Origin of the sequence: Sporosarcina sp. NCCP-2716 (assembly GCF_023707985.1) — a bacterium.
Classification (GTDB): Bacteria; Bacillota; Bacilli; order Bacillales_A; family Planococcaceae; genus Sporosarcina.
Genome location: NZ_BRCF01000001.1, coordinates 199204 through 214094 on the forward strand (window position 1 = coordinate 199204; position 14891 = coordinate 214094).

Annotated in this window: 18 protein-coding genes and 1 other annotated feature; all 18 genes read left to right on the plus strand. The window is 55.6% G+C overall.

Annotated elements, in window-relative coordinates:
* Positions 1 to 21 precede the first annotated feature (21 nt).
* The 18 genes from mraY to NFU03_RS01120 all read left to right on the plus strand — a co-directional run bounded on the left by mraY (position 22) and on the right by NFU03_RS01120 (position 14614).
* Entirely contained in the window at positions 22 to 993 is a 972-nt protein-coding gene (gene mraY / locus NFU03_RS01035) for a phospho-N-acetylmuramoyl-pentapeptide-transferase (RefSeq protein WP_251635343.1), read from the plus strand.
* On the plus strand, positions 994 to 2349 hold the full coding sequence (gene murD, locus NFU03_RS01040; RefSeq protein WP_251635345.1) for a UDP-N-acetylmuramoyl-L-alanine--D-glutamate ligase: 1356 nt from the start codon (positions 994 to 996) through the stop codon (positions 2347 to 2349). It begins immediately after the preceding gene.
* A 43-nt stretch (positions 2350 to 2392) separates the two neighbouring features.
* Positions 2393 to 3481 (plus strand): putative lipid II flippase FtsW, encoded by a 1089-nt coding sequence (ftsW, locus tag NFU03_RS01045; RefSeq protein ID WP_251635347.1) that lies wholly within the window; start codon positions 2393 to 2395, stop codon positions 3479 to 3481.
* A gap of 20 nt (positions 3482 to 3501) precedes the next feature.
* On the plus strand, positions 3502 to 4314 hold the full coding sequence (locus tag NFU03_RS01050) for a cell division protein FtsQ/DivIB (protein ID WP_251635349.1): 813 nt from the start codon (positions 3502 to 3504) through the stop codon (positions 4312 to 4314).
* Positions 4265 to 5014, plus strand: coding sequence for a DUF881 domain-containing protein (locus NFU03_RS01055; RefSeq protein WP_251635351.1), 750 nt, complete (start codon positions 4265 to 4267; stop codon positions 5012 to 5014). The genes NFU03_RS01050 and NFU03_RS01055 overlap by 50 nt, the downstream gene beginning before the upstream one ends.
* 25 nt (positions 5015 to 5039) lie before the next feature.
* Positions 5040 to 5753, plus strand: coding sequence for a DUF881 domain-containing protein (locus NFU03_RS01060; RefSeq protein WP_251635353.1), 714 nt, complete (start codon positions 5040 to 5042; stop codon positions 5751 to 5753).
* Between the two features lie 2 nt (positions 5754 to 5755).
* A complete protein-coding gene (locus NFU03_RS01065) occupies positions 5756 to 6124 on the plus strand; it encodes a small basic family protein (protein ID WP_251635355.1) in 369 nt (122 codons plus the stop codon).
* A gap of 94 nt (positions 6125 to 6218) precedes the next feature.
* A complete protein-coding gene (gene ftsA, locus NFU03_RS01070; RefSeq protein ID WP_251635358.1) occupies positions 6219 to 7496 on the plus strand; it encodes a cell division protein FtsA in 1278 nt (425 codons plus the stop codon).
* Positions 7497 to 7544: 48 nt separating this feature from the next.
* Positions 7545 to 8732, plus strand: a complete 1188-nt coding sequence (ftsZ, locus tag NFU03_RS01075) for a cell division protein FtsZ (RefSeq protein ID WP_251635359.1) — start codon at positions 7545 to 7547, stop codon at positions 8730 to 8732.
* 151 nt (positions 8733 to 8883) lie between these two features.
* Positions 8884 to 9735, plus strand: a complete 852-nt coding sequence (locus tag NFU03_RS01080; RefSeq protein ID WP_251635360.1) for a sigma-E processing peptidase SpoIIGA — start codon at positions 8884 to 8886, stop codon at positions 9733 to 9735.
* Positions 9725 to 10435, plus strand: coding sequence for an RNA polymerase sporulation sigma factor SigE (sigE, locus tag NFU03_RS01085; RefSeq protein WP_251635361.1), 711 nt, complete (start codon positions 9725 to 9727; stop codon positions 10433 to 10435). Before NFU03_RS01080 ends, sigE begins: the two co-directional genes overlap by 11 nt.
* 93 nt (positions 10436 to 10528) lie before the next feature.
* Positions 10529 to 11314, plus strand: a complete 786-nt coding sequence (gene sigG / locus NFU03_RS01090) for an RNA polymerase sporulation sigma factor SigG (RefSeq protein WP_251635362.1) — start codon at positions 10529 to 10531, stop codon at positions 11312 to 11314.
* Between the two features lie 76 nt (positions 11315 to 11390).
* Positions 11391 to 11636, plus strand: a complete 246-nt coding sequence (locus NFU03_RS01095; protein ID WP_251635363.1) for a PRC-barrel domain-containing protein — start codon at positions 11391 to 11393, stop codon at positions 11634 to 11636.
* A 68-nt stretch (positions 11637 to 11704) separates the two neighbouring features.
* Positions 11705 to 12397, plus strand: coding sequence for a YggS family pyridoxal phosphate-dependent enzyme (locus NFU03_RS01100; protein WP_251635365.1), 693 nt, complete (start codon positions 11705 to 11707; stop codon positions 12395 to 12397).
* Positions 12394 to 12864, plus strand: coding sequence for a cell division protein SepF (locus tag NFU03_RS01105; protein WP_251635367.1), 471 nt, complete (start codon positions 12394 to 12396; stop codon positions 12862 to 12864). Before NFU03_RS01100 ends, NFU03_RS01105 begins: the two co-directional genes overlap by 4 nt.
* 19 nt (positions 12865 to 12883) lie before the next feature.
* Positions 12884 to 13168: a YggT family protein gene (locus NFU03_RS01110; protein ID WP_251635369.1), complete on the plus strand. Its 285-nt coding sequence runs from the start codon at positions 12884 to 12886 to the stop codon at positions 13166 to 13168.
* A 74-nt stretch (positions 13169 to 13242) separates the two neighbouring features.
* Positions 13243 to 14019 carry a YlmH family RNA-binding protein gene (locus tag NFU03_RS01115; RefSeq protein WP_251635371.1) on the plus strand — a complete coding sequence of 259 codons (777 nt, stop codon included), beginning with the start codon at positions 13243 to 13245 and terminating at the stop codon, positions 14017 to 14019.
* A gap of 88 nt (positions 14020 to 14107) precedes the next feature.
* Positions 14108 to 14614: a DivIVA domain-containing protein gene (locus tag NFU03_RS01120; RefSeq protein ID WP_251635373.1), complete on the plus strand. Its 507-nt coding sequence runs from the start codon at positions 14108 to 14110 to the stop codon at positions 14612 to 14614.
* 52 nt (positions 14615 to 14666) lie between these two features.
* Positions 14667 to 14881: a binding site (T-box leader), on the plus strand.
* Positions 14882 to 14891: the final 10 nt, after the last annotated feature.

Here is a 14891-nt window from a genome sequence, read left to right on the forward strand (position 1 = left end):
AACATAGAAGGAGATCTACACATGACGCTCGTCACCACCATTACGGCAATCGCCGTAACGTTCGGCCTCACGGCAATCCTAGGCTATGCCATCATCCCGCTGCTCCGGCGCATGAAGTTCGGCCAGAGCATCCGGGAAGAAGGCCCGGAAGCCCATTTGAAAAAAGCAGGAACCCCGACGATGGGCGGGCTGATCTTTCTGATTGCAATACTGATCGCCACGCCGATCCTGTCATACATATACGGCGTGCTGACGACACAGACGATCGTCCTGCTCCTCGTCCTCATCGGCTTCGGGATCATCGGCTTCCTGGATGACTTCATCATCGTCGTGATGAAACGCAACCTGGGGCTGACCTCCCTGCAGAAACTGATCGGACAGATCATCATTGCGATTTTCGCATTCTTCCTATTGAAACTCGGACCGTTCGATACGGTCATTTCCATTCCATTCACCTCCGTCGAAATCGATATGGGGATCTTCTACATCGTCTTCCTCATCTTCTGGCTCGTCGGCTTCTCGAATGCCGTCAACTTGACGGATGGGCTGGATGGCCTCGTATCGGGAACGTCGTCCATCGCTTTCGCAGCATTCGGGATCTTGGCGGTGTCCTTCAACCAGCAGGATATCGCGATGTTCTCATTCGTCGTCTCCGGCGCCATGCTCGGCTTCCTGCTGTTCAACATGAAGCCGGCGCGTGTGTTCATGGGGGATACCGGTTCACTTGCGCTCGGCGGCGCATTGGCGATGATCTCCATGCTCATCAAGCAGGAATTCCTGCTGCTGATCATCGGGATCGTCTATGTAATCGAGACATTGTCGGTCATCATCCAAGTGATCAGTTTTAAAACAACAGGCAAGCGGGTATTCAAGATGAGTCCGATTCACCATCATTTCGAATTATCAGGATGGTCCGAGTGGAAAGTTGTCCTCGTCTTTTGGGGAGTCGCCTTCCTGGCAGCTGTTCTCCCGGTTCTTATGGAGGTAATGTAAATGAAAAACGAAACACAATTCGAAGGGAAGAAAGCACTCGTCCTCGGCCTCGCGAAAAGCGGGCATGCCGCAGCCAGCCTGCTCGCTGCATGCGGCGCGGAAGTCACGCTGAACGATGCCGCACCCGACGACGGAAATCCGCTAGCTGCTGAATTGAGGGAGCTCGGCGTGACCGTCATATGCGGCGGCCATCCGGAAACTATACTGGACGGCGGTTTCGATTTCATCGTCAAGAATCCCGGTATCCCGTATCAGAATCCCGTCATCTTGAAGGCGGAGCAGCTCGGGATCCCGGTCTGGACGGAAATCGAACTCGCATATTTGATAAGTGAAGCACCGATCATCGCCATCACCGGCTCGAACGGCAAGACGACTACGACGACACTGCTGTTCCATATGCTCAACATCGGCGACCGCCATCCGCTCATCGCGGGCAATATCGGCACCGTAGCTAGCACTGTCGCTTCTAAAGCGAAAGCGGATGAACTGATCGTCCTCGAAGCGTCTTCGTTCCAGCTCATGGGGACCGGCCGGTTCAGGCCGCACATAGCCATTTGGACAAATCTGTATGAAGCGCACCTCGATTATCACGGAAGCCGGGAAGCATACGGCGAGGCGAAGGCGCGGATCACGAAAAACCAGACAGCCGGGGATTTCCTGATCTATAACGCGGATCAGCCGGAACTGGAACGCTATATCGCCGGCACGGAAGCCCGCCTCATCCCGTTCACGACAAAAGGCAGGGCGGAGACAGGTATTTCAGCGGACGATGAACAGATCTACTGGCTAGGCGAACCGATCATCCCCCGCAGCAAGATCATGCTGCCGGGCGCCCACAATCTGGAGAATATCCTGTCCGCCACGGCAGCTGCCATCCTTGCCGGCTGTGATCGGAGTGCCATCGAAAGTGTGCTCAGTTCGTTCACCGGTGTCCGCCACCGGATGCAGTTCGTCAAGGAAGTCGACGGCCGGAAGTTCTACAACGATTCGAAAGCGACGAATACACTCGCGACGAAGAGCGCCCTGTCATCGTTCAGCACACCGACACTCCTCATCGCGGGAGGGCTTGACCGCGGTCATTCGTTCGAAGAACTCCGACCGTACATGGTGAACGTCAAGGCTGTCATCGGAATCGGGGAGACAGCTGACCGGCTGCTTCAGTTCGCCGAATCATGCGGCGTCACAGCGCTCAGTGAACAGCAGACGCTGACAGCAGCCGTGCAGGAAGCGTTCCGGGTGTCGTCCAAAGGAGATACGATCCTGCTGTCGCCTGCCTGTGCAAGCTGGGATCAGTACCCGAGCTTCGAAGCGCGGGGCGATGAATTCATCGACGCGGTCCAGCAACTGAAAGTGTGACCTGTACAAGAGGTCCTGTTTAGCAAATCCCTACAGCGAAAGGATGCATGTCCTGCATTTCACGTACCGGAACCTATTCATCTTTGCAGCAATCAGCCTGACTGCGGTCGGCGTTCTCTTCGTCCATTCGGCTGCAGCGTATTGGGGACAGATCCGTTATGCCGATACGGCGCCATTTGCCTTCAAGCAGCTCATCTACATAGGCGTTTCCATTACGGTGGCTTATTTCATGATGAGAACGCCTCATCTGTCGAACGGGAAGTTTTGGACAGTCTTCTACGTTGCGGCTGTCGTGATGCTGGCGGCGGTGCTCGTGCCGGGCATCGGGGCGGTGCGCAACGGGTCGCAGAGCTGGATTGCACTCGGTCCCGTAAGCATCCAGCCCGCCGAGTTCGTGAAGGTGGCGCTGATCGGAAAACTCGCCATGGGCATGAAGCAGAAACCCGGCAGACGGATCTGGGACTGGCGGCATTTCGCACTGATCCTCCTGCCGTTCGCGCTCATCATGATGCAACCTGACTTGGGATCAGCCGTCATAATGATCGTCGCCGCTTTCGTCGTTCTGTTTGCGGCTGGCTATCCGCTTTCCTTTTTCGCCTTTCTCGGGTTTGCAGGAGCCGGATCATTCGCTGCCCTCATCCTGGCAGCCCCTTATCGGCTGGACCGCATCAAGTCCTATATCGATCCGTGGAGCGACCCGCTCGGCAAAGGGTTCCAGGGGATCCAGTCGCTGTTCGCCATCGCGCCGGGCGGCCTGCTCGGACACGGATTCGGCAACAGCCGGCAGAAGTACCTGTACTTGCCGGAACCGCAGAACGACTTCATCTTTTCCATCATCGCGGAAGAAACCGGATTCCTCGGAGCTGCGGCGGTTCTCGCCCTGTTCGTCTGTCTGCTGATCGGCGGCTTCGGTATCGCTGTGCGGACGACGGGCTGGCGTGAATGCCTCGTCGTCTCGGGCATGGTGTCCATCATCATCTTCCAGACGTTCCTGAATGTCGGGGTCGTATCAGGGCTTCTGCCGGTGACCGGGGTGACGCTGCCGTTCATCAGCTACGGGGGTTCCTCCATGCTGACGACGTGGCTTGCCGTAGGGACCATCTTGCATTTTTCAAGGAGAACAACAGATTGAGTGAAAAGGAGGGGGAGGAATTGGAAAAAGTAATCGACATCGAAGACCGGATTCCGTCCATGCGGAAGAAACGCCGCAAGAAGACCAATCGGAAATTCATCTTTGTCTTACTCGTGTTCGTGGCCGCACTCCTCGTCCTCCTTTACTTTCAATCTCAAATGAGCAAGATCGACAGCGTGGAACTGAATAATACAGCTCTCCATGACCGTGACTATTATTTGAAGCAGGCAGGGCTCCGGGAAGGGGATTCCCTCTGGGGGTTCTCCGCAGCGGAAGCGGCCGGCCGGCTGACGGATACGGAAGGCGTGGAGAAGGCATCCGTCAGACGGAAGTGGCTCCGCACTGTGACGGTCGACATCGAGGAATGGAAACCGGTCGCCTGGGCGGAAACGAAAGGCACCTATGAATTCATCCTCGAGGACGGGGGACTGTTCGTCCCGGCTGCAGGAGCAGCGGCGGATATCCCGATCGCCATCGGCTTCAGCGATGAGACGATGAGGAAGCAGCTCGCTTCCCAGCTGCTCGGGCTGAATGATACCGTCTATGAGCTCATCTCGGAAGTGAGGCTGGCAGGCAAGGACAAGTCCGACAGTGTCGTCCTGTACATGGACGACGGCTATGAGGTCCACGCGTCGCTTGCGACACTCGCGGACAAGCTGTCGTACTACCCGGATATCGTGAACGAACTGACCGGTTCTGAAAAAGGGGTCATCGATGTAGAAGTGGGCACTTATTTTACGCCGTACAGCAAAGTGTACGGGGATAGAAAAGCAGGTGAGGAAGATGACGGAACAGACGGAGCGGCAGACGGCACTGCAGACTCCGAGTCGTAAGAAAAGGAATAACCGGATGTGGTATGCGCTCGTCTTTCTCGTACTCGGTTTCATCCTCGCGTTTTCCTACCGTACGCTCGGCCCCGGATCCGAGGCCCAGCAGATCCAATCGGAAGCCGATGCCCGTGAAGAGACGTACCGGGCGGAGCTGATCGAACAGAAGGAACGGAACAAACAGCTGACAGAGGAAATAGCGTCGAAGCAGAAACGGATTGCCGAAGTCGAACAGGGACTGAGTGATTCGGAAGAAAACCACGACACGCTCGTCAAGGAAGCGAAAAGCCTCCGGCTGCTGCTCGGCGTCGTGCCTGCAGCGGGACAAGGGGTGCGCGTGTCGCTTGAAGACGGGGACTACGATCCTGCACAGCAGAATCCGAACGACTATATCGTTCACGAAAGTCAGGTGCTGACGGTCGTGAACGAACTGAAGATCGCCGGAGCCCAGGCGCTGTCGATCAACGGCCAGCGGTTGAATGCCAATTCGAGCATCAAATGCACAGGGCCGGTCATTGCGGTGGATGGACAGACCTTTCCGGCACCGTTCGTCATCGAAGCGGTCGGCGACGTGGATGCGCTCAATTCCTCTTTGACGCTTAAAGGCGGCGTGATGGACACGCTGATGCTCGACAACATTGTAATGACGATTGAGAAGAAGAAGGAGATCATCATGCCGGCACTCCGGGAGGATGCACAAAGTTGAAGGCGGCGAAAGGAGAGGGGCGGGTATGAGACGTAAATGGATGTTCAGTATCATCCTGCTGATTGTCGGCTTCATGGTGGCCGTCCAGTACAATACGGTACAGCAGCCGGCAGAGCGGGATACACGGGACATTTGGGCCATCCGCAACGAACTGGCGAAAGAGCGGAAACTCCATAACGACCTGCTGACTGAAGTGCGGGGGCTGGATGATACGCTCGCCAAGTACGAAACCTCGGAAGAAGGGGAAGCGGGACAGGCCCTGGCGGACACGGTGAGGGATCTCCATGAACAGGCCGGCATGTCCGATAAGACCGGACCCGGCATCGTCATCGACGTCATCCCGTCCGACGAAAGCATCGCTCTCGGCACCCCGCTCCACGAGGTGAGCCCTGAACTGCTGACCCGCTTCGTCAATGAAGCGAACCGTTTCAAGGATATCGATATGGAAATCGACGGGAAACGGATCACCGCGCTGAGCGCCATCCGGGATATCAACGGAGAGACGACGGTCAATGGACTGCCGGTCGAACTGCCGCCATTCCAGATCAAGATCATCTCCTCCGACTTGAAGAACAGTGAGAAACTTTACAACTTCCTGCAGTCATCCTCCATACTGGATGACTTCTACCTGGATGATTTCGTGCTGGAGATCAGCGAGCCTGCTGACGGGATTTCGATCAGCGGGCGGACGGACCAGCCGGGTAACCGATTTTTGAAAGAACTGCCAAAGGGGGGCTGACCATGTGGCTGCCGATACTCGGACTGATTCTCGGCGTATCACTCGGATTCCTTTCGGATATCCAAATACCGCAAGAATATGGAAACTACTTATCCATCGCAGTTCTCGCTGCATTGGACACGCTGTTAGGAGGGATCCGCGCGCACTTGCAGCGTGTGTATGACGACCTCGTCTTCATCACCGGGTTCTTCTTCAACATCCTGCTGGCAGCAGCGCTTGCATTCCTCGGTGTCCATTTGGGTGTCGACTTATACTTGGCTGCCATCTTTGCATTCGGTGTCCGGTTATTCCAGAACTTAGCTGTCATCCGGCGGGTGCTCCTGACGAAATGGTCGGAGATCCGGAAAGTTTCTGAGACAAATAATTCATAATGAGAGGATTTCGAGAGGAGATGGCGAAAATATTTAGACAACGCAGTCACAATACAATAGAATGGAAGAAGAGCCATAATGGGAGGTGCCAAAGATGAGTCAGTCAACTATATATGTATCACTCGACATCGGGTCCTCCACTATCAAAGTCCTAATTGGTGAGGTGGATGGCGGATCCCTCCACGTGATCGGGGTGGGCAACGTCCAATCCGCCGGCATCCGGAAAGGCTCAATCGTGGATATCGATGCCACGGTCCAGTCGATCCGCAAAGCGGTGGATCAGGCGGAGCGCATGACTGGTCTGAGCGTCCACGAAGTCGTCGTCGGCATCCCGTCGAACGGCGTGACACTCCACGACGTCAAAGGGGTCGTCGCCGTCAACTCGGACAACCGTGAAATCACCGATGATGAGCTGGACCGGGTCATGGAGTCCGCTCAAGTCATGTCGGTTGCACCGGAACGCGAAATTGTCAATATCATTCCGAAACAATTCATCGTCGATGATTACGACGAAATAAAAGACCCGCGCGGCATGATCGGAGTCCGTCTCGAAATGGACGGCACGATGATCACGACTTCCAAGACGCTCGTGCACAATATTTTACGCTGCGTGGAACGGGCGGGGCTGTCCATCCGGGAAATCTACCTGCAGCCGCTTGCGGCAGGCACATTCGCGCTGACCGAAGATGAGATGAACCATGGTACGGCGTTCATCGACATCGGCGGCGGCTCGACCACGGTTTCCGTCTTCTGGGAAAACCGCTTCGCAGCAACGGCAGTCGTGCCGGTCGGCGGTGATCATATTACGAAAGACCTGTCCATCATCCTGAAAACACCGACGGAACAGGCAAGGAAGATCAAGCATCAGTACGGTCACGCGTATTACGACGACGCTTCAGACGACGAGCTGTTCGAAGTCCCGGTGATCGGCGCAGATACAAAAGACCAGTACAGCCAAAAATACATATCGGAGATCATCGGTGTCCGTCTTGAAGAGCTGTTCGACCTCGTTCTTGAAGAACTGTACCGGATGGGCATTCGCGATCTTCCCGGTGGTGTTGTGCTGACAGGCGGTACAACTAAAATGGACGGCATCCTCCAGCTGGCGCGCCACGTCCTGAATACACGCGTCCGCATCTACACGCCTGAGTATATCGGCGTGCGGGAGCCGATGTATTCGACGGCGGTCGGCCTGATCAGGTACGCGAGCATGGAAGACGCATTCTTCGGCTATGCCGGATCCGGCTCTGTCGGACACGCTAGCGAGGAGACGGCTGTCGCCGCTCCTGCGAGGAAGAACCAGGAACCGAAAGAGCCGAAAGAGTCGATCCTCGGCAAAACAAAACGCTTTTTCGACAGCTTTTTTGAATAATGATGATGAATCCCACTGGAGAAGTTGAATGATTAGGAGGAAAAAAAGATGCTAGAGTTTGATACGAATATCGAAGCGCTCGCAGTCATCAAAGTTATCGGGGTAGGTGGCGGCGGAAACAACGCGGTCAACCGGATGATTGAGCATGGTGTGCAGGGCGTCGAGTTCATCGCCGTCAATACGGATGCACAGGCGCTCAACCTGTCGCAGGCTGAAGTGAAATTGCAGATCGGTGGCAAGCTGACACGCGGACTTGGTGCAGGCGCCAATCCGGAAGTCGGCAAGAAGGCTGCCGAAGAAAGCCGCGAACAGCTCGAAGAAGCGCTTCGCGGAGCCGACATGGTGTTCGTCACTGCCGGCATGGGCGGCGGGACAGGCACAGGTGCCGCTCCTGTCATCGCGCAGGTCGCGAAGGATCTTGGCGCACTGACGGTCGGTGTCGTCACACGCCCGTTCACGTTCGAAGGACGCAAACGTTCTACACAGGCCATCGGCGGTATTACGGCGATGAAAGAATCCGTCGATACGCTGATCGTCATCCCGAACGATAAGCTGCTTGAGATCGTCGATAAGAACACACCGATGCTCGAAGCATTCCGGGAAGCGGACAACGTGCTCCGTCAGGGTGTCCAGGGTATTTCCGACCTGATCGCCGTCCCTGGGCTCATCAACCTCGACTTCGCCGATGTGAAGACGATCATGTCGAACAAAGGATCCGCCCTGATGGGGATCGGCATGTCGACAGGGGAGAACCGGGCGTCGGAAGCAGCGAAGAAAGCCATTTCCAGCCCGCTGCTCGAAACGTCGATCGACGGAGCGAAAGGTGTGCTCATGAATATCACCGGCGGCTCGAACCTCAGCCTGTTCGAAGTGCAGGAAGCGGCCGACATCGTAGCGTCGGCTTCCGATGAAGATGTCAACATGATCTTCGGATCGGTCATCAACGACGACTTGAAAGACGAAATCATCGTGACGGTCATCGCGACCGGTTTCACGGATGATCAGATAACGGCAACACGGAGCAGCCGGACATCCGGATACGGCGGCATCCGCCAGCGTGAACAGCAGGCACCGCAGACGCACGCACCGCAACAGCAGCAGCATCAGGCCCCGCGTCATGAGGAGCCACAGCACCATCAGCCTGCCCAGCAGGAACCTGTCAGAAGCCAGCAGCAGCAGCCGCAGGACGAAGGTCTGGACATTCCGACCTTCCTGCGCAACCGCCGCCGTAAATAACTCTTGAACAAGAACAGCCCCCGACTAAGATGTCGGGGGTTTTTTCACGTTTCCCATTCGTTTCCTGTCGAACTTTTCTGCGGGATCGGTACGCGAAGTGACAAAACTTTCGGATCTGCCGTGATACCCTTGCAAGCAAGGAGGACAGCCTATGTATGGAGAAATCATGATCCTGGTCAATCTCATGTTCAACTACGCGGTGCTGGCGTTCGCAAACGCAGCCGGACGGACACGCATCAGCAGGAAACGCCTGCTGCTTGCTTCGCTCACCGGTGCGCTGCCTGCCGCAGTATATCCCGGATCGATCACCGCTTCCTGCATAGCGCTGTTCGCCATGGTCGGCACGGCATTCGGCTTCTCGCGGAAGCGCATGGCAGGAGGTGCGGGATATGTGCTGATGGGCGCGCTGCTTGCCGGCGGTCTGCTCACCGCTCTTCCGGTGGGCGAATGGGGCAGAGGCGGACAGTTCCGGCTCGTGCTCTGTGCGGGACTGGCATTCACCGTCCTGCAGCTCGTAAAGGGGAAATGGCTGTCCGTCCGCCAGCTGAGCAGGCTGTCGGAGTTCCGGTGCACATCCCGCCTGGAGCTGTTCGGCAGCCATGTCCCGCTGGATGTATTCATCGATACGGGGAACAGCTGCACGGAACCGCTGTCGGGGGAGGCTGTCCATTTCGTCTCCCTGAGAGCCGTGAGATCCATCATTCCTGACGACCTGCTCGCCTGCCTGCAAAAGACTGATTCTTCGGGCATCCCGAATTTGAAGGAGTTCCCGGAAGAGTTCCGCAGTCTCCTGCGCCTTATCCGGATCCAGACAGTGGACGGTGCCGGCTGGGCGGCAGGGATCCGGTTCGGTGCCTGGGAACTGGAAGGGAACCGGCTGCTCGATCCCGGCTTCATCGTCCTGACAGCGGATGATGCCCGGTATCCGCATCAGGCATCCGCAATCTTACATGTCTCTGCCTTGGAAACGACAGAAGAAAGGGGAATGGCGCATGCTACATGAATTGAAGAAATGGATGGCGGTCCTTGCGGGGTTCTTCAAAAAGAAGAATGGGACGTACTACATCGGCGGTCACGAATCGCTGCCGAAGCCGCTGACACGGGAAGAGGAAGCGGAAACGATCGCCGCCTACATGGCAGGCGACCAGCAGGCACGCGACCGGCTGATCGAAAAGAACCTGCGGCTGGTCGTCTATATCGCACGGCGGTTCGATAATACGAATACGCATATCGAGGACCTGATCAGCATCGGGGCGATCGGGCTGATCAAAGCGATCGAGACGTTCAAAAGCGACAAGAACATCAAGCTCGCCACATATGCTTCCCGCTGCATCGAGAACGAAATCCTCATGCACCTTCGGAAAACGAACAGGCTCCGTTCGGAAATCTCGTTCGATGAGCCGCTCAATTCGGATGCGGACGGCAACGAACTGCTTTTGTCGGACATCCTCGGCACGGATGAAGATATCATTACAGACGACGTCGAAAAGAAGATGGAGCGGCAGCATATGATCGAAGCCGTCACGACCTTGAGCGAACGTGAACGGCACATCATGGAATGCCGGTTCGGCCTGACGGGCAAGGTGGAGATGACGCAGAAGGAAGTGGCCGATCTGCTCGGCATTTCCCAGTCCTATATCTCCCGTCTCGAAAAGAAAATCATCGCTGATCTGCGTGAGCGTCTGAACCAGCCGATCGTCTGATGGTTGAAATTGGCGTTTCGTGAAACCGCATAGAACCCCACTCGGAGGATAAGCTATCCTGTACAGTCATCTACAGAATACGGAGGAATTCAGATGGTACGTACAAGAGTGGAAATTTGCGGTATCGATACATCTACTTTGCCGCTTCTGTCGAGTGAGGCCATGAAAGAGACATTCATCCGTCTGCAAAGCGGAGATGAGTCTGCGAGGGACGAATTGGTGACCGCCAATCTCCGGCTCGTACTTAGCCTGGTACAGCGGTTCGCCTATCGCGGGGAACCGGCAGACGATCTGTTCCAGGTCGGCTGCGTAGGATTACTGAAGTCGATCGACAACTTCGATTTAAAACATAACGTCCGGTTTTCAACATACGCTGTCCCGATGATTGTCGGGGAGATCAAGCGGCATCTGCGCGATCATCATTCCGTCCGCGTATCCCGCTCTTTGCGGGACATCGCCTACAAAGCGATCCGTGCCAAAGAAGCGTTCATCAACGAGCATCAGCGGGAGCCCCGGATCTCGGATCTGGCCGCGCTGACCGAAATCCCCGAAGAGGACATCCTGCTCGCACTCGACGCCATCCAGGACCCGATGTCGCTGCATGAGCCGATGAACGGTGACGGCGGCGATCCGGTCTACATGATGGATCAGCTGCACGACAAAACGGTATCCGAAGAACGCTGGCTCACCTATGTGTCCATGAAGGAGACGATGACGGAACTGGACGGCCGCCAGCAGCTGATCCTGTCCAAGCGCTTCTACCTCGGCCAGACACAAACCGAAATCGCACGGGAGCTCGGCATTTCGCAGGCCCAGATATCCCGCCTCGAGAAACAGGCGATCGCCCAGATCCGGGCAGGGATGGAACAAAGTAAATAGACACCAGCGCAATGTGCACGGCACATTGCGTTTTTTCTTTACGTTTCCGCATAGAATGTGACAAAGGAGGGGTTCTATGCGGTTCTCGGAAATCCAGAAGAAAGAAGTGATCGATCTCCACCGCGGCAAGTTTCTCGGCTTCATCCAAGATGCTTCGATCGACGTGACGGACGGCAAAATCCAGACGCTCCACGTCGGGGATACGGAACGGTCGCTGTTCCTGGAAACACGTGTGAAAGACCAAAAACAGTTCCGCTACGAAGAGGTGGTCACGATCGGCAAAGATATCGTGCTGATCCAAAAGAAACCGCCTATTGAATGACAAAACATTGATAGTTGCGCCGCCGCTTGGTACAATGGAACAAAGTATCGAGAAAAGTAGTGAAGATGATGACACCTTTACAACAGCGTATCGAAACAATCGAAGAGACGATCTGCCGTGCATGTGAACGTGCCGGCCGTGACCGACATGATATCACCGTCGTCGCCGTGACAAAGCAAGTATCCGCACAGCGCACACGCGAAGTGCTGGATGCAGGCATCATCCATCTGGGTGAAAACCGGCCGGAAGGGCTCCTTGCGAAACAGGAAGCGATCCCCCAGGGGGCGGTGTGGCATTTCATCGGCAGCGTCCAGAGCCGCAAGGTGAAGGAGATCATAGAGCGCATCGACTACTTGCATTCACTGGATCGTCTCAGTCTTGCAAAAGAGATCCAGAAGCGGGCCGTCGAACCGGTCGACTGCTTTGTACAAGTCAATGTCTCCGGAGAGGCTTCGAAATCAGGACTGTCCCCGGATGAGACGGCGGACTTCATCGATTCACTGCAGGATTACGATAAAATCCGCGTCATCGGACTGATGACGATGGCACCGAACACGGAAGACGAACAGCTGATCCGCAGCGTGTTCAAGCAGCTCCGCGACCTGCGGGATGAACTTGCCGCGAAACACATGCCGCATGCGCCAGTCACGAAATTGTCAATGGGGATGTCGAATGATTACAGCATTGCAATCGAAGAGGGCGCAACCCATGTCAGGATCGGGACGGCGCTCGTCGGTTCGGAGAGCGAGGGAGACGAATGAGCATCAAAAACAAATTCGAGAAGTGGTTCTACCTGGATGAAGAAGAAGCCGCAGCCCGGGAAGCCGAAGTCCGGCAGCCTGCTCCGGTGAAGCAGGAGCGCAAAACAGGCAAACCGGCTCCTATGAAAAATGCACCGATGCCGAAACAGCCCCGTGAAAATGTGCCGGCCGGGAACATTGTGAGCCTGCAGAGCGTCCAGAAATCATCGAAGGTCGTCCTTGTCGAACCGCGTGTCTATGCAGAAGCGCAGGACATCTCTGAACATTTGACGAACAAACGTGCAGTCATCGTCAACCTGCAGCGCATCGACCGCGAGCAGGGAATCCGGATCGTCGACTTCCTGAGCGGCTCCGTCTATGCGCTCAACGGGGATATCCAGCGGATCGGCACGGACATTTTCCTCTGTGTGCCGGAGAACGTCGAAGTGAACGGCTCCATCTCCGATTATTTGAACGAAAGAAACTGAATGAGGTGTACTGACCGTAATGGATTTACTATTGGTTCAGATTTATAAAATTATCAGCCTGGCTCTGACGGCATACTCGTTTGCGTTAGTCATTTATATCCTAATGTCGTGGGTTCCGGCTTCTCGTGATACTGCTTTCGGAAGGATCCTTGAAAAGATAGCGGAACCGTATTTAGGTTTCTTCCGCAGATTCATCCCGCCGCTCGGCATGATCGATATTTCACCGATTGTCGGTTTGCTGGCATTGCGACTCATCGAGCGCGGACTCAGATCGATTTTCATCTGGCTGCTTACCGTTCTATAAGTGTCACCGCTGCCAGTCTGAACGAAAAATCACATCCTCACTTTGTGGGGATTTTTCTATAAGGAGAGAATCCCATGGACGGCATCATGCAGCATTTCAGAAAAGAAGAACAGCCCTTCGTCGAGCTCGTGCAGGACTGGGTGCGCGAGGTGGAGGATCTCTATTCCCCTAAACTGACCGGCTTCCTCGACCCGCGTGAGCGGTTCATCGTCCAGTCGATCGTCCGGGGGAGCGGCCTGCTCACTGCGGAAGACGGCGGTTTCAGCGAAGCGGAGCGGAAACGGCTGCTGCTGTATCCGGACTATTATGAACCGGCCGCGGATGACTTCCAGATCGCAGTCTTCGGAATTCGGTATGCGTCCAAGTTTGTGACGCTGGAACATCCCGCCATCCTCGGCTCGCTTATGGCGCTCGGACTCGATCGATCTAAATTCGGCGATATCCGGCTGCAGGAGGAAAACGCCCAGTTTGCAGCCGCCGCCGAGCTCACCACTTATCTCGAGACGAATTTCACGTCCGCTGGCAAGGCGAAAGTGCACCTCGCCGAACTGCAGGATGCCGCTGACTGGATTGAGACGGACGACGTATGGACGGAAGAGACACAGATCGTCAGTTCCCTGCGGCTCGACACGGTCATCGCATCTCTGCTGAATAGTGCGAGGCAGAAATCCGCCGCCCTCATCCATGGCGGGAAAGTGAAAGTGAACTGGCGCGTCATCGATCAGCCGGCTTTCGAACTGAACGAATCCGACATCCTGTCGATCCGCGGACACGGACGATTCAAAGTGATCGCCATCGAAGGGCGCACGAAGAAGGACAAGATCCGGCTCGTCACTGGGAAGTTGGAATGAATTTGCCGGGCGGACTTTAGAAAAAGCCTGTTTTCTGTTATAGTCAACGATAGACGCAATAAGTTCATCTAAAAGGGGAGAGACTTGAATGGCGCTTACACCAATTGATATACATAATAAGACGTTCGGCAGCAGATGGCGGGGGTATGACGAGGACGAAGTGAACGAGTTCCTCGAACAGCTCATGAAGGACTATGAGAACATGCTTGACGAAAACAAGGAGCTGGCACGCCGGCTGAAAGAGACCGAAGAACAGGTCGCACATTTCAATGCCATCGAAGACACGCTCCAGAAGTCCATCATGATTGCGCAGGAAGCCGCTGAAGATGTCCGCCGCAATTCCACACAGGAAGCGAAACTGATCATCAAAGAAGCGGAAAAGAACGCAGACCGTATCGTCAATGAAGCCCTTTCCCGCTCCCGTGAAATCACGATGGAGATCGAAGACTTGAAAAAGCAGTCGAAAATCTTCCGCAACCGCTTCCGTATGCTAATCGAAGCACAGCTGGATCTTGTGAAGATGGATGACTGGGATGCACTCCTGGAATACGAAACGACATCAAAGAAGCTGGAGACTGCCGCAGACAGCGAATGACCGCTGCTTGACGAACAGTATGCCGCACGATTATAATATGGTTCATATTACATGACAGGCGCTGAAAGAGACAGTACTTTCCAAGTCAGGTGCAGAACAGCGAGCCGGGGGCGGTGGAAGCCCGGCCAGGCACATGGAGACGAAGATCACTCTGGAGCCGGACTGCCCTGTGCAGTCCCGGTCACACCCCGTTACGGTGTTCGAGAGGCAGCTGCTGAACGCAGCTGCAACTAGGGTGGTATCGCGAGCTCACTCCTCGTCCCTTTTTTAGGGACGG